Origin of the sequence: Pseudarthrobacter sp. SSS035, from assembly GCF_023273875.1 — a bacterium.
Lineage (GTDB): Bacteria > Actinomycetota > Actinomycetes > Actinomycetales > Micrococcaceae > Arthrobacter.
This window is the reverse complement of record NZ_CP096882.1, coordinates 1,678,187-1,693,033: the sequence shown is the minus strand read 5'-3', so window position 1 is coordinate 1,693,033 and position 14,847 is coordinate 1,678,187. Positions and strand designations below refer to the sequence as shown.

10 protein-coding genes and 1 pseudogene are annotated in these 14,847 nt (G+C 63.4%); 2 read left to right on the top strand and 9 right to left on the bottom strand.

Annotated elements, in window-relative coordinates; all coding sequences use genetic code 11:
* Positions 1-49: 49 nt before the first annotated feature.
* The 4 genes from MUN23_RS07750 to MUN23_RS07735 all read right to left on the bottom strand — a co-directional run bounded on the left by MUN23_RS07750 (position 50) and on the right by MUN23_RS07735 (position 6,304).
* A complete protein-coding gene (locus MUN23_RS07750; RefSeq protein ID WP_248763279.1) occupies positions 50-2,077 on the bottom strand; it encodes a BCCT family transporter in 2,028 nt (675 codons plus the stop codon).
* Between the two features lie 192 nt (positions 2,078-2,269).
* Complete coding sequence (fdhA, locus tag MUN23_RS07745; RefSeq protein ID WP_248763278.1) at positions 2,270-3,484, bottom strand: formaldehyde dehydrogenase, glutathione-independent; 1,215 nt, start codon at positions 3,482-3,484, stop codon at positions 2,270-2,272.
* Positions 3,485-3,590: 106 nt separating this feature from the next.
* Entirely contained in the window at positions 3,591-5,006 is a 1,416-nt protein-coding gene (locus MUN23_RS07740; protein WP_248763277.1) for a ferredoxin reductase, read from the bottom strand.
* On the bottom strand, positions 5,003-6,304 hold the full coding sequence (locus MUN23_RS07735; RefSeq protein WP_248763276.1) for an SRPBCC family protein: 1,302 nt from the start codon (positions 6,302-6,304) through the stop codon (positions 5,003-5,005). Before MUN23_RS07735 ends, MUN23_RS07740 begins: the two co-directional genes overlap by 4 nt.
* A gap of 160 nt (positions 6,305-6,464) precedes the next feature.
* Here MUN23_RS07735 and MUN23_RS07730 point away from each other — a divergent pair, with 160 nt between their 5' ends.
* A complete protein-coding gene (locus MUN23_RS07730) occupies positions 6,465-7,397 on the top strand; it encodes a LysR family transcriptional regulator (RefSeq protein ID WP_248763275.1) in 933 nt (310 codons plus the stop codon).
* Positions 7,398-7,772: 375 nt separating this feature from the next.
* Here the strand turns inward: MUN23_RS07730 and fdhD are convergent.
* From fdhD to MUN23_RS07705, 5 genes and pseudogenes are all read right to left on the bottom strand, one after another.
* Positions 7,773-8,606, bottom strand: a pseudogene (gene fdhD / locus MUN23_RS07725) (formate dehydrogenase accessory sulfurtransferase FdhD); the annotation flags it as partial.
* Positions 8,594-9,910: a molybdopterin molybdotransferase MoeA gene (locus tag MUN23_RS07720; protein ID WP_371875995.1), complete on the bottom strand. Its 1,317-nt coding sequence runs from the start codon at positions 9,908-9,910 to the stop codon at positions 8,594-8,596. The pseudogene fdhD and the gene MUN23_RS07720, both read right to left, overlap by 13 nt.
* A gap of 248 nt (positions 9,911-10,158) precedes the next feature.
* Complete coding sequence (gene folE, locus MUN23_RS07715; protein WP_248763274.1) at positions 10,159-10,761, bottom strand: GTP cyclohydrolase I FolE; 603 nt, start codon at positions 10,759-10,761, stop codon at positions 10,159-10,161.
* Positions 10,758-13,085 (bottom strand): FdhF/YdeP family oxidoreductase, encoded by a 2,328-nt coding sequence (locus tag MUN23_RS07710; protein ID WP_248763273.1) that lies wholly within the window; start codon positions 13,083-13,085, stop codon positions 10,758-10,760. Before MUN23_RS07710 ends, folE begins: the two co-directional genes overlap by 4 nt.
* A gap of 12 nt (positions 13,086-13,097) precedes the next feature.
* Entirely contained in the window at positions 13,098-13,973 is an 876-nt protein-coding gene (locus MUN23_RS07705) for a methylenetetrahydrofolate reductase (RefSeq protein WP_248763272.1), read from the bottom strand.
* A 118-nt stretch (positions 13,974-14,091) separates the two neighbouring features.
* Between MUN23_RS07705 and MUN23_RS07700 the strand changes: the two genes are divergently transcribed.
* On the top strand, positions 14,092-14,787 hold the full coding sequence (locus tag MUN23_RS07700; protein WP_248763271.1) for a GntR family transcriptional regulator: 696 nt from the start codon (positions 14,092-14,094) through the stop codon (positions 14,785-14,787).
* Positions 14,788-14,847: the final 60 nt, after the last annotated feature.

Sequence of the window (14,847 nt, the reverse complement as noted above, 5' to 3'; positions counted from 1 at the left end):
CGGGCTGGGAAGCCGCGTGCTACCGGGGCGGGTTGTTTTGGTGGCGGGCTTATTTGGCGTTGTGGTCTGTGTGGCGGGTCTGGATGATGGGGATGCTGCCGGTGTGGGTTCCGCCTTGGTGGGAGTCGGGGTCCGGGCATGTATCGGCGCAGTCGTGTTTTGTGACGAGGTCGAATTGGATGCCGCCGTGTTGTTCCACGCCGGTTCTGATGGCCCGTTCGACGACGGATGTGGCCAGGCGTCGTCGTAGGGAGAGGGGATCGCGGCGCAGGTCTTTGGCGAGAGCGAAGCAGAGCAGGAGCATGACCACGATGAAGGGTAGTGCTGCCACGATGGTGATGCGTTGCAGTCCGGCCAGGGCTTCGGAGGGTTCGGCGCCGCCGGCGAGCAGCATGACTGCGGCGACGGCGCCGGTGAGGGTGCCCCAGAAGATCACCACTCCGCGGCGCGGGTGTTCGGCGCCGTTGGAGCTGAGTGATCCCATCACGATGGAAGCGGCGTCGGCGCCGGTGACGAAGAAGATCGCGACCAGTACCATGGCGAGCACGATGACGGCGGCAGTGAGCCAGCCGGGCATGCCAAGGTTTTTGACGAGGTCGAAGAGTGCGCCGTCGAAGTTGACGGACGAGACTCCGTCGGTTGTTGTTACGAGCCCGGGTGTGCCTGCCTTATCGGCTTCCTGCTGGACGTGGAAAGCGGCTCCGCCGAAGATTCCGAACCAGATGACGCTGACGACGCTGGGGACCAGCAGCACGCCGGTGACGAACTGGCGGATGGTGCGGCCGCGGCTGATGCGGGCAATAAACATCCCTACGAAGGGCGTCCAGGAGATCCACCAGGCCCAGTAGAAGATGGTCCAGCTGGTCATCCAGCTCCGAAGGGCTTCATCGCCGACTGCTTCGGTCCGGGATGACATTTCGGCCAGGTCGCGGGCGTAGTCGCCGACGGCGGACGGGATCAGGTTGAGGATGAACAGGGTGGGGCCGGCGATGAAAACGATGAGTGCGAGGATGACGGCCAGGACCATGTTGATGTTGGAGAGCCACTGGATGCCGCGGCTGATGCCGGAGACGGCCGAGGCGACGAAGCAGAAGGTCAGGACGGCGACGATCACAACCAGCACGGGAGTGCCGACTTCGCCGAACCAGCCGTTGGAGGTCATACCGCTGCCGATCTGCAGGGCGCCCAGGCCCAGGGAAGCGGCTGTGCCAAAGAGGGTGGCGAAAATGGCCAGGATGTTGATGAATTTCCCGAGCGGGCCTTCAACCATTCTGATACCGAAGAGTGAGGTGAAGGCTGCGGAGACCAGTTGCCGGCGGCCGAGGCGGTAGGTGCCGTATGCCATGGCAATGCCGACCACTGCGTACATTGCCCAGGGGTGCAGGGTCCAGTGGAAGATCGAGGTGGCCATGGCCGTTTGGATCGCTGCGGGGGTGCGGCCGTCCACGGTTCCGGGCGGGGGAGAGATGTAGTGGTAGAGCGGTTCGGCTACACCGTAGAACATCAGTCCGATGCCCATGCCGGCGGCGAACATCATCGCAACCCAGGAGACGGTACGGAATTCGGGTTTCTCGCCGTCCTTGCCCAGTGGGATGTTGCCGAACTTGCCTAGGGCCAGCCACAGGACGAACACTACGAACAGGGACGCCAGGACCATGAAGAGCCAGCCGGTGTATTCCATGACCCAGTTCAGGGCAACCGTGGAGGACGAGGCGAGGCTGTCCCGGCCGGCAAATCCCCAGATCACAAAGGCGACGGCGATGGCGCCAGTGATCCCGAAGGTGACTTTGTCGAGCGTGAGCGAGTGGTTCCGGCGCCGGGAGACGGCCTGTTCGGTTTTGGCATGACGCAGCTCTTCGAGGATCTGCTCGTATTCTTCTGAATCCGGCAGGTCCTCTGCGGCTCCGTCCTCCGGAACGAGGACAACAAGGCCCGTGTCTATCTCCTCGGAGACACCAAGGGCTGCTTTACTCCTCTTTCCACCTCCAGGTTCTTCGTTGCGGGGAGTTGCGGCCAAAGCGTTCTCGGCAGGCAACTCCTCGGGGGTATGGGATTTTAGATCACTATTTAGAGCCATGAACGGTCCTTTGATCGATGAGGCATGGGCCTGCGGCATAACACGGCCGTCAGGAATCAGGCCGGGAGGCTGGGGGCCCCGCCCAGTCGGGGCCTTGTGTATGGGGCACCTAGTTGGGGCCAGGGATCAACTTTGCTTACGTAAGGCCGGAAGCCTCCCATCGTTAGGCGCGGATCAACACATTTCCTCGGACTAGTTGCTGAGGTAGCCGTTCGGGTCCAGGACATACTTCGTGGCGGCTCCGGCATCGAATTCCGCGTACCCCCGAGGGGCATCCTGGAGCGAAATGGCCGTGGCGTTGACCGCCTTGGCGATCTGGATCCTGTCATGCAGGATCGCCATCATCAGCTGCCGGTTGTACTTCATCACCGGGCACTGGCCGGTGGCGAAGGAGAGGGACTTGGCCCAGCCGGTGCCCAGGGACAGGGACAGGCTGCCCTTCTGGGCCGCCTCGTCCGCGGCGCCCGGGTCCCCGGTGACATAAAGGCCGGGAATGCCCACGGACCCGCCGGCGGCGGTGAGATCCATCAGCGAATTGAGCACGGTGGCCGGCGCCTCCTGGGCACCGTGTCCGTGTCCGCGGGCTTCGAAACCGACTGCGTCGATTCCTGCATCGACCTCCCGGACCCCCAGAATCTGTTCGATCTGGTCAGCCGGGTCGCCGTTGGCCACATTGACGGTTTCGCAGCCAAAGGATCGTGCCTGGGCCAGGCGATCCTCATTGAGGTCCCCCACGATGACCACCGCGGCGCCCAGCAGTTGCGCGCTGGTGGCCGCGGCGAGACCCACGGGACCGGCCCCGGCAACGTAGACGGTGGACCCGACGCCGACACCTGCCGTGACGGCCCCGTGGAAACCGGTCGGAAGGATGTCCGAGAGCATGGTCAGGTCCATGATCTTCTCCAGGGCCTGGTCCCGATCAGGGAACCGCAACAGGTTCCAGTCCGCGTAGGGGACCAGGACGAACTCCGCCTGCCCGCCGACCCATCCGCCCATGTCAACATAGCCGTAGGCGGAGCCGGGACGGTCCGGGTTCACGTTCAGGCAGATTCCGGTCTTGCCCTCCTTGCAGTTCCGGCAGCGCCCACAGGAGATGTTGAAGGGGACCGAGACGATGTCCCCGACCTTGATGAACTCGACGTCGGGCCCGGTCTCGATGACTTCCCCGGTGATTTCGTGCCCCAGGACGAGACCGGCCGGGGCGGTGGTCCGGCCACGAACCATGTGCTGGTCCGAGCCGCAGATGTTGGTGCTCACGGTGCGCAGGATGACCCCGTGCGGGACTTTCCGGCCGACATTGACGGGATTGACGCCGGGACCGGCCTGCAGTTCAAAGGTGGGAAACGGGGTATCGATGATTTCCACGATCCCCGGCGCCTTGTATGCAACGGCTTTGTTACCTGACATTGAATGGCTCCTATGGGTTGGCGATCGAACCTCACAGTGTTGTCGGTCGCATCAGACTGTCTGTGAAGTAGTTGTTGTCAGTTTTGGTGAAGCTAGCTGGAGGCGGCTAGGCATCGATCACCAAATCGGTCCGGGCGGTGGAGCAGCAGGGCAGGAACTTGCCTGCATCGATTTCGCGGGCCCGGATCCCGCCCTGGTGGTTCATCTCGACCTCCCCGGAAAGCTTGACGACCTTGCAGGAGCCGCACATGCCCTCCTTGCAGTTCGCGCCGATCCTGACGCCCGCACGCTGGGCCGCCCCGAGGATGTGTTCGGCGGGGTCGATGCGCACGTTGATGCCGGTGCGCATGAAAGACAGGGTGAGGCTTCCTGTTCCGACCGTGTCGAAGCTCGAGGCATCGGGGGACCCGGCCTCCGGCCCCACGTCCTGACCGACGCCGGCAGCTTCGGGGTCGGGCGTCTCCGAGTCGAAGGTTTCCAGCGGCAGCCCCGTGGCTTTCAGCGTTCCCTCGGCGTCGTAACCGGGCTCATAGAGCCCGAAAGCGGTGGGCTGGCTTTCATAGTAGTCCTCGGCGGAATCGGCGATTTCCTCGGCGATTTCCTCCGCAATGTCCGCTGCAAGCGCTAGCTCGGCCTGGTATTCCAGGAGCGTCTGGCGATCCCCCGAGAAGAACTCCATGTGGATGGAGGTGCCGTCGACGCCCACGTTCCCCAGGAGCTCGGTGGCGGTATTCAGGTAACCCTCGGGGCCGCAGGCATAGACCTGGCGGCCGTTGGCGTCGGGGGCCACCTCGTCGAGCATGGCCGCCGTCAGCCTTCCGCTGAGCCCTTCCCACCCCTCGGGTTTGCTACGGTCGCCCAGGGAGTAGAAGACCTTGACCCGAGAGTCCACGGAGGCGATGTAGGCCAGCTCCTTGTGGAAGGCAAAGCCTCCGGCCTCCGCCCCGTGGTACAGCACCACAACATCGGCCTGTCCAGGAAGGGAGTGGATGGTCCGCACCATCGACATGATGGGGGTGATGCCGGCGCCGGCGGCAAGCAGGAGGTACCGTGCCCGGCGGTCGGCATCTGGCAGATGGAATGCCCCGACCGGTCCCAGCATCTCGAGGACGGTGCCGGGCTTGATGTTCTCGTGCACCCACGGTGAGACCAGTCCCGTGGGATCGCGCTTAACTGTGATGTCGAAGGTCCACGGTTTGGTGGGCGAACTGGACAGCGAGTAGCTGCGGTCCGCGGGATCCTGGTCCTCGCCGTTCACGGGGAAGGCAACGTTCACGTACTGGCCCGCGCGGAAAGCCAGGGGCGCACCGTCAGAGCGACGGAACACGAAGGTCATCATGCCGCCCACCTCGGGAACGATCTCGACACATTCGGCCATGAACTCCTGCGGATGCCAGGGACCCAAAGCACGGGCTGCACTGGCGGGTCCCTCTGTGCTGCCCATGACCCTGTTCCACGGCATCTCAAGACCGCGAATACGCTGTGGTTCCTGGGTTGCCGTCTCAGTGAGGAGTTCAATCATGCCAAGTGCTCCTGCACACGCTGGACATACCAGTTGATGAACGCCTCCACCTGGTATTCGCTCTTCATGTACGGGCCGGGCTCGTAGGCAGGACTGCCGGCGCCCTTCTGGCACAGCTCCACGAACGCCTTGTCCTGCAGATTGGTCTGCTTCCAGGTGTAGGTGAGTTTGTCCAGATCGTAGTCGACGCCTTCCTCGGCGTCGTCAGCTACCAGCCAGGTGGTGCGTACAAGTGACTGGTGTTCGTTGATGGGGAAGACGCCGAACGTGATGACGTGGTCCCCCAGGAAGTGGAACCAGCTGTTGGGCTGCAGGTGCATCGAGCAGCGGCCAAGGCGGAAGTCCCGCAAGTCGCCGAGCAGCTTCTTGGAGAGCCTGCGACCATCGGGCGAGAACGATTCGCCGTCACCATCGAGTGATTCCCGTGAGATGCGGATTCCCGCGATGCGCGTGTCAAGTTCCTCCACTACCTCATAGGGGAGACCATAGCGGCGGCAACGTTCCTCGAGCGATGACTGTGCTTCCTTGTTGCGGTCCCACACTTCCTCAAGATGGGCAGGGATCAGCCCCTCCGTCAGGCCCCAGGTGGGAAAGAGGGAACAGGCGAGCTCTGGGTGGCCGTCGCAGTGGTAGCACTCACGGTTGTTCTCCATGACGAGCTTCCAGTTGCCTTCCTCTACGATGTTCTGCTGGTAGGCGACTTTCGTCTTCGACAGATCGTGGGGCGCGAGGTAGGGCTCGAAGATCTTGGCGGTTTCGTCAAAATCCGCCGGCGGCTCGTCCGCAATGCAGACGAAGATGAGTCCGGCGACCACGCGGCTGTGGGCGCGCTTGAGGCCGAAGCAGCCCTTGTCGAACTTCGTCTCCCCCGGAGCGGAGGCGTGGATCAGATTCCCCTCCGGGGAGTATGTCCAGGAGTGGTAGCCACAGACCAGGTTTCCGGTTGACCCTGCGGGCTCAGTCAGGACGCGGGCGCCGCGGTGGCGGCACACGTTATGCAGGACGTTCACGCCGCCGTCGTCGTTGCGCAGCACGATCAGGGAGTAGGGCCCGTAGTCGACGGTGACGTAATCGCCCGGCTCCGGCAGTTCGGCGATGCTGGCGGCAAAGATCCAGTGCTGGCCGAAGATGGACTCCATATCGATCTTGAAAATCGTGGCATCGGTGTAGAAGGGGGCATCGAGGGAATATCCCTTGCGCCGGAACTCGAACAAATCGCTGATTTCCGCCAGCTGCTCTGCAGGCAAGGATGAAGCGAGCTTTCCGCGTGAGTTGAGGGGCAAGACTGGAACAGACATATGTTTCCTCCCGGGAGGCGTGGGTAAGTGTGTGATTCGTGGGGACCACGGCTGCGTGGGGCGCGAGCGGCGTTGTCGAAACCTTGTATTCATGAGATTAGGGATCATTGATCCGCAACAAAAGCGCAAGATTTGGATGATATCTGTGCACAATAGGTGCATGATCGATGCGAGGCTCATCACACTTCGGGTGTTCGCCCGGTGCGGCACCATTGGCGCCACCGCGGAGCTCACAGGGTATTCTCCCTCCGCCGTCTCCGCACAATTGCGCGAGCTCCAGCGTGTGCTTGGAATGCAGCTGCTGACGAAGGACGGCCGCGGAGTGCGCCTCACTGCCACGGGCCGCTTTCTAGTGGCCGGCTCGGACACCCTCATCGCCGAATGGGAGCGCCTGCGCGCAGCAGCCATGGAGGCCGGCGACCAGGTACAGTCCCGTTTTGGCCTGGGCGGTTTCTCCACGGCGGCCGCGCAGTTGCTTGCGCCACTGGCCGCTACCCTGCGTTCGACACGCCCACTGCTTGAGGTGCAGGTACTCGAGGCCAACCCGGCCCGCTGCTTCGATTTGTTGGTTGCCGAGCGAATCGACCTTGCGGTCATTGTTGCGATGCAGTCCGACACCTACGTTGAGGACGATCCTCGCTTTGAACAGACCGTTCTGCTCGACGATCCCCTGGACGTGATCATTCCCGCTGACCATCCGCTGGCATCGCGGGAAACGGTGACGCTTGAAGAGCTCGCGTCGGAGCCATGGATCACCGAAGCCGCCGGTTCCACCTACCACTCCCTCTTCACGGCGGCGTTCACGGCGGTCGGGGTGACACCGCGCATTGCCCATGAGGCCGTTGAATGGGAAACCCAGATCGCCTTCGTGGGTGCGGGGCTGGGCGTGGGCCTGCTGCCGCGACTGGCACCCCTGCGCAGTGCCGAAAACGTGGTTCGGCTGCGCATCACTGGCAGAGGGAAGCCCTCGCGCCGCATTGTCGCTGCGGTGCGGATGGGCAGCATCGCATCGCCTCTTATCCAGGAGTCACTCGGAATCCTGCAGGTCAGCGCTAATCGGATCCTCGCCGCCCGACCCGAAGACGATCTCTGAAATCGCCTGGCCGCGATTTGAGGGGCCTGCGGAAACCACTCATCGCCCATGAAGAATTGGTCGCATGGCTCACTAGCCGTACTGCCCGAAGAGCCCAGTAGCACTGGGGGCCTATGTCAACGACCCATCGCCCCGCCCTCCGTAGATGGAGAGCGTGGCGTTGGTGTTTGGCTATTGCGGTTACGCGGTCAGGGATTGTTGCATGTGCCCGCGCTGTTTTAGCGCCGTGGGGGTGGGATGTTTTTGGTGGTTGGTTGTGGGTGCCGCCTTGGCGGGAGTCGGGGTCCGGGCATGTGCCGGCGCAGTCGTGTCTTGTGGCGAGATTGAATTGGATGTCGCCGTCGTGGTTCCGGGCCACTCCGCTGAAGCTGGGCCCAGCCTTTCGCGACCGGCGTAGACGTTCAGGCTGTGACCCCGGCTGAATCCAACCAGCGTCAGTCCGGTCTCGACGGCGAGGTCGGCGGCCAGGCTTGAGGGCGCGCTCACAGCAGACAGGACGGGAATGCCGGCCATGGCGGCCTTCTGGACAAGTTCGAAGGACGCGCGCCCGGACACCTGGAGGACCGTGCCACTCAGAGGCAGCACGTTTTGGCGCAGCGCCCATCCCACCACTTTGTCCACAGCGTTATGGCGTCCGACATCCTCACGGAGACAAAGCAACTCAGGGCTGGCGCCATCCACCTTGAATAGGCCGGCCGCATGGACGCCGCCCGTCTTGTCGAAGACCGCCTGGGCCTCGCGAAGCCGCTCCGGCAGTTCGGCGAGGACATCCACGGGAATCTGCAGCGTGTGCTGGGCAGGATCGAAGGGAAGGGTCTTGCGGACGGAGTCGATCGAGTCTGTCCCGCAGATGCCGCAGGAGCTTGAGGTGTAGACATGCCGCATGGTGTCAGGCATGGGGACATCCGGCCTTAGCTGGGCCTCGACTACGTTATATGTCTGTTCTCCCCCGGCATCGCCGGCGCAAAAGCGCAGCGATACCAGCTCGGAGGGGGAACTGATGATGCCTTCCGAGACCAGGAACCCGGCCACCAGGTCAAATTCGTCCCCTGGGGTCCTCATGGTGACAGCGAAGGAGCGGCCGCCGATGCGGATTTCCAGGGGCTCCTCGGCGGCGAGTACGTCTTCCTTGAACCGCACCGGGTATTCGGCGCCGGAACCGTCCAGCTGGAAGCGGTGGATTTTGCGGCGCTGTGTCATGCGGGCCATGCTGTGCTCCGTGCTCGGTTGGTGGTGGAACGGATTGTTTCGTTGGTCTGCGTCCAGGGGAGTGGGAGCACAGGAACTGGCTCGCCGGATTGGACTCCGGCAGGGGGAACGGCCATGACGCCGTCGGCCCAAGCCAGTCCACGCATCATGCCGGGTCCTGTATGCGAGGTGGGGAAGGCAAGCCCCTCGATGAACGTGCAGGGAATCAGACGCGTACGGCCGGGGCACGGATCAAGGTCAGCCGCGGAGGTCACCTGTCCAACGGCACTCAGGGGCCTGCCTCCGAGTGCCTCCAGCAGCGGTGCACCCATAGTGATGAGAGCCATCATTGCTGCCAGGGGGTTACCGGGCAGCCCGACGACGAAGCGGCCGTCCGGGAGCCCCGCCAGGACTGCCGGGTGGCCCGGCCGCATGGCGATGCCATCCAGCAACAGCTGTCCGCCAAGGGCAGCGATGACGGCGCGAAAATAGTCTGTCCCGGAACAGCCGGTTCCGCCGGTGGTTATGGTCAGGTCCGGCATCCGCCCGGGGAACGCCTCAGAACCGCCAATCGCCGCGAGCCACTCGGGGTAGGAATCCCCGATCCGCAGGGAGCCGGCAGGCGTGCCCCCCAGAAGGGAAATGACCGTCCCCAGCTGCGGACCAAAAGTGTCCCGGACATGTCCTGGTTCCGGAACGCCTGACGTGACCACTTCGGAACCGGTCAATACGATGCCGACCATGGGCTTGGCCTGCACCTGCAGGTTGTCGTGGCCGGCCACGGCGGCGAGGGCAATGTGTCCCGGGTTCAGTGTTGTGCCGGCGGGGATCAGCACCTCACCGGCAGCAGCTTCCTCGCCCGCAGGACGAATGTGTTGGCCCAGGCCCGGCTCGCCTTCCTTTGCGTTGTCGGTGAGCCGCAGGAGAAGGCTGCCGTCGGCATCTTGGTGGATCTGGCCACTTTCCTTGCGGAGTATCGACTGGGCGCCAACACGTACCAGTCCGCCGGTGGCTATGACGCTGGCACTCCCGGGGCGCAAAAAGGGTTCGTGGCCGGCAAGGATCCATGGACCTCCGCCGTTGATGGCCCAGCCGTCCATGGCAGAAGAGTGGTAATGGGGGAGCTCCTGCAGGGCGGCCACGTCGCGGGTAAGCCTGTGGCCTGCTGCCAACGCGAGGGGAACCTCCACGGGCGCGAGCGGGACGGCGCAGTCGAAAGCCAGTTGCCGGGCTTCGAGCCAGGTGGGGGAGGGGTGTCCTGAAGATGGCTTTGCAGAGCGCAACTCCGAAGTGCTGCCGCTGGTGGCGGTATCTTGGGCCAGCAAGGGTGCCCCCTTTCCTGTAGGTAGTTGTGCAATGAAACGTGCGGGCCCTGGCCGGGTTGGTGCCAGGCTGGCCACGTCGGATTGCATTGCTCTCCGGCCATTGCCGGTGCTGCCCCGTTGCCCGAAAGCGGTGCTTCGATGAGGATACCTCCCCAGGTTTCAGGCCCACCGAAGCACCATTTACAGGAACGGGACAGCTCATTCTTCGCAAGGACGAAGGCTGTCAGTGGGATGCCGGGCGAGATTTCCTATCGACCGTGGATGAGACTCAACGCCTCGGCGCGGGCGGCCGGCAGGCGCAGTTCACCGCGGACTGCCGATGTGATGGTCTTGGCCCCGGGCTTGCGCACGCCCCGCATCGACATGCACAGGTGCTCGCACTCGATCACTACAATGGCGCCCAGCGGCCGCAGTGATGTGACCAGCGCGTCCACCACCTGGGTGGTGAGCCTCTCCTGGACCTGTGGCCTTCGCGCAAAGACGTCCACCAGCCTGGCAAGCTTGCTGAGGCCGGTCACGAGTCCCTCAGCGGACGGGATGTAACCTACGTGCGCCACGCCATGGAACGGCACCAGGTGATGTTCGCAGGTGGAATAGAACGGGATGTCCTTAACGATGACCATTTCACCGTGGCCGAGGTCGAAGGTCCTGTCCAGGACGGCAAGGGGATCCTCATGGAGCCCGCCGAAAATCTCCGCGGCCGCCCGGGCTACCCGCGCCGGGGTATCCACGAGCCCTGGCCTGTCCGGGTCCTCCCCGATGGCCAGGAGGTACTCGCGGACAGCCCGTTCCACCCTTGGCCCGTCCACACCCTGGGTGACGGTCGCTTCGGTCGTCAGGACGGAGCTCACGCTTCGGCCCGCTCAAGCCGCACGATAACGGACTTGGAGGTCGGCGTGCCGCTGGTGTCGGCTACCGAATCAAGCGGCACGAGGACGTTGGTTTCCGGGTAGTAGGCCGCCGCGCACCCCTTGGGCGTCGAGTATGACACGATGCGGAAGTTATCGGCGCGTCGTTCGGTCCCCTGGAATTCGGAGACGAGATGAACCATGTCCCCGTCCGTGAACCCCAGCTCAGTAATGTCGTCGGCGTTGATCATGACGACGCGGCGCCCGCCGTGGATGCCGCGGTAGCGGTCGTCCTTGCCGTAGATGGTGGTGTTGTACTGGTCATGGGAGCGCAGGGTCTGAAGGACGAGCCGTCCCGCGGGGACACTGATGAATTGGAGTTCGTTGCCTGTGAAGTGGGCCTTGCCCGAAGCCGTATCGAACTTTCTGGCATCCCGGGGAGGGTGGGGAAGGACGAACCCACCAGGATTCTTGATCCGTTCCTCGAAGTTCTCGAAGCCGCTGAGGACCGCCTCGATGTGTTTCCGGATGATGGAGTAGTCGTCCCTCATGGCGAGCCAATCGGCTTTGGGGGTATTGGGCAGCGGGAGGTTGTCGCTGCCGGTGAAGATTTTGTGGGCAACGTTGCAGACAATAGCCACTTCGGAGTGCAGGTGCTCACTGGCGGGCTTGAGGCGCCCGCGGGAGGCGTGGACCGCGCTCATGGAATCCTCGACTGTTACCCTCTGGTCGCCGGTGCGCTGGGTGTCCCGCTCGGTACGTCCGAGCGTCGGAAGAATCAGCGCACGACGACCCGTCGATACGTGGGAATGGTTCAGTTTCGTGGAGATCTGTACCGTCAGGCGGGTGTTGGCCAGCGCCTGTTCCGTGACCTCGGAATCGGGGGCTGCCCGCACGAAGTTGCCGCCCATGCCGATGAATACGCGGACCTTGCCGTCCCGCATGGCGCGGATGGCGGCCACGGTGTCGAAGCCATGCGCCCGGGGGGAGTGGAACTGGAACTCGTGGTCAAGCCGGTCGTGGAAGTTCTCCGGCATCTTCTCGAAGATGCCCATGGTCCGGTCGCCCTGGACGTTGGAGTGGCCGCGGACGGGGCAGACGCCGGCTCCGGGCTTGCCGATGTTGCCTTGCAGAAGCAGGACGTTGACCACGTCGCGGAGCGTGGGTACCGAGTGCTTGTGCTGGGTCAGGCCCATGGCCCAGCAGACGATCGTGGCGCTCGAGGCCAGGAGGCGCTCCCCGATGGACTTGATCTGTTCCAGTGTCAGTCCCGTGGCTTCGACGATGTCGTTCCATTCCGCCTTTTCGAGGTACCGCAGGTATTCGTCGATACCAACGGTGTGGTCCTTGATGAACTCATGGTCCAGCACAGTGGGGAGGCCGGGGGTCTTGCGCCCCTGGGCTTCGGCTTCGAGAAGGTATTTGCCAAGCCCTTGGAAGAGGGCCTGATCGCCGCCGGCACGGATTTGGAGGAAGTCGTCGGTCAGTTGTGTGCCCACCACCATGCCGGAAATGTTCTGCGGATTCTCGAACCGCAGGAGCCCGGCCTCGGGAAGCGGATTCACGGAGATGATGACGGCGCCGTTCTTCTTCGCCTTCTCCAGCGCGCTGAGCATACGCGGGTGGTTGGTGCCGGGATTCTGCCCCGCCACGAAAATCAGCGATGCCGTTTCCAGGTCCGTGAGGCTGACGGAGCCTTTGCCGATGCCGATGGTTTCGACCAGGGCGGAGCCGGACGATTCGTGGCACATGTTGGAGCAGTCGGGCAAATTGTTGGTCCCGATGCCGCGAACGAGGAGCTGGTAGGCGAAGGCTGCCTCGTTCGATGTCCGGCCGGAGGTGTAGAAGACCGACTGGTCGGCGTGCTCCATGTCCCTGATCTCCTGGGCGATCAGCTCATAAGCGTCGTCCCACGCGATGGGCTTGTAGTGGGTTGCGCCTTCATCGAGGAGCATCGGATGGGTCAGCCGGCCCTGTTGACCCAGCCAGAAGTCATCACGCGTCTTCAGGTCCGCAATGGAGTGTTGTGCGAAGAATTCGGGCGTGACGCGGCGGCGCGTGCCTTCTTCGGCCACCGCCTTGGCGCCGTTCTCGCAGAATTCCGCAGCATTGCGCTTTTCGTGTTCAGGCCAGGCGCAGCCCATGCAGTCAAAGCCGTCAACCTGGTTGACAGCCATGAGCGTCTGGATGCTGCGCAGCGGGCCCATCTGCTCAAGGGAAATTTTCAACGCGTTCGCTACAGCCGGAAGGCCGACGGCCGTCGTTTTGGGCTTCGTCACGGTCAGTTTTGACTCGTCGATATTCTGCTTGGGGGCTTTGGAAGCCATGTGATCTTCCCTTCAGATCTTGGCAGGAAACAATGGAATGGAGGTGCTGCCTGGGGCCAGCGTGGCGGTCGGCGGCAGTGTCCGCAGATCATCCAGGAGGCCAGGCATGCGGCCGAGATCGTTGAAGGTGTAGACATGGAACCCGGCAAAAAGGGGATCGCCCGCCACCTCCTGGCGGACCTCGCGGATCAGGCGTCCGCTGTCGTAGCTCAGGAAGTCGTCCCGACGCCAGAGAGCCCCCGCCATACCCGTCCCGCGGGCGAGCTTGAGGGAGCGCCCCACCCCGAGGCGCGCTCCCAGGGAGACCAGCTTCCTGATGGATACCGGGCCGGGGACTCCGACCCACACGGGCAGCTCTATGCCGCCCTTCCGGATTGTCCGAAGGTACCCGCTGATTGCCTCGGCGGAAAAGCACATCTGCGTGACGATGGAGGACGCCAAAGGCGCTTTCATGAGGAGGCTGCTGGTGAGCTGTTCCTCGCTGAGCTCCGGGTGGCCCTCCGGGTAACCGGCGATGCCTATGGAGAAGTCGGGTGAATAGGCGTTGACCGCCTCAAGGAGTTCTCCGCTCCAGGCGTAGGGACCTGCGGGCTTGTGCCGGTCACCGGCAACAATAAACAGTTCCGAGACCCCAGCGTTCTGCAGTTGCAGCAGCAGCGAATGCAGTTCTGCCTCGCCCGTGATGCTGCGGGCTGCGAGATGGGGAACGGTGTGATAACCCAGGCTCGCCAGATACACAGACGCCGCCACAGTCCGGGCAGGCCCGTGGTGCGGGAGGCACGTCACGCTGACGGACCCCGTGGTGTCAAAGGCTGCTGGGAGACGCGTGAGCAGATCGGCAGACGGAACCACTTCCAGTCGTATCCTTGCAACAGCCTCTGTGCTCATTGCTCTCCATTAAGGTTGACATTTTTCTGATGGAATATTGATATATCAGTTCTAGGAATACTATGTACACGAGGCCTTCGCGTCAAGGCTCAGCCGTGCATCGGGAGGAGACTTGGAAATGGCAAGCGGTGGAGAACTACCGTCGGATGCTGGGGGGTCCTTTCTGCCAACGAGGCAGGAGGAAGAGTCCTTCGCCGACTTCGCCTACAGGGTGCTCTGCGATGAACTGATCGTTTTGGACATCAAGCCCGGCGAACCATTGAATGACGAAGTGATTTCCAGGCGGCTCGGAGTGGGGAGGACACCCATCCGGGAGGCCATGAAGCGCCTTGAGAGCGACCATCTGGTGGTGGCATATCCCCGCCGGGGAACATTCGCCGCAGGGGTGGACATCACGGATTTGGCTGAAATCTCCGAAATCCGGCAGCTTTTGGAGCCTGCGGCCGCTGCACGGGCAGCCCGGATGGCGTCGCCGCAGCTCCGGCAGGAGATCAAGGAATTTGCCACGGAAGTCGGCCAGCTCCTGCCAAGAACGCACTCCCAGCGGGACCTGATGCGCCTGGACATGCGGGTCCACCGGATGATCTACCGGGCCACAGGGAGCCGCCATCTTGAGGATGTCCTGATCCGGTACGACAACCTGGCGACGCGGATCTGGAGCCTAGTGCTGGAGAAACTTCCTCCGGTATCCGAGCATATTGCCCAGCATATTGAGCTGCTCGAGTGCATCGCCGAAGGGGATTCCGAGGCGGCTGCGCGGCTGACCACCAAGCATGTGACGGACTTTGAGAACCTCATCAGGGCCGTTCTGTAGCTCCTTGGCAGGACACGGCCTCCGCGCCCGTGCAGATCGCATGGATCTGCACGGGCGCGG

Coding starts and splice junctions, on each gene's coding strand:
- MUN23_RS07710 (WP_248763273.1), bottom strand. CDS start 13,085: ATGGCTTCCAAAGCCCCCAAGCAGAATATCGACGAGTCAAAACTGACC.
- MUN23_RS07730 (WP_248763275.1), top strand. CDS start 6,465: ATGATCGATGCGAGGCTCATCACACTTCGGGTGTTCGCCCGGTGCGGC.
- MUN23_RS07750 (WP_248763279.1), bottom strand. CDS start 2,077: ATGGCTCTAAATAGTGATCTAAAATCCCATACCCCCGAGGAGTTGCCT.
- fdhA (WP_248763278.1), bottom strand. CDS start 3,484: ATGTCAGGTAACAAAGCCGTTGCATACAAGGCGCCGGGGATCGTGGAA.
- MUN23_RS07740 (WP_248763277.1), bottom strand. CDS start 5,006: ATGATTGAACTCCTCACTGAGACGGCAACCCAGGAACCACAGCGTATT.
- MUN23_RS07735 (WP_248763276.1), bottom strand. CDS start 6,304: ATGTCTGTTCCAGTCTTGCCCCTCAACTCACGCGGAAAGCTCGCTTCA.
- MUN23_RS07700 (WP_248763271.1), top strand. CDS start 14,092: ATGGCAAGCGGTGGAGAACTACCGTCGGATGCTGGGGGGTCCTTTCTG.
- MUN23_RS07705 (WP_248763272.1), bottom strand. CDS start 13,973: ATGAGCACAGAGGCTGTTGCAAGGATACGACTGGAAGTGGTTCCGTCT.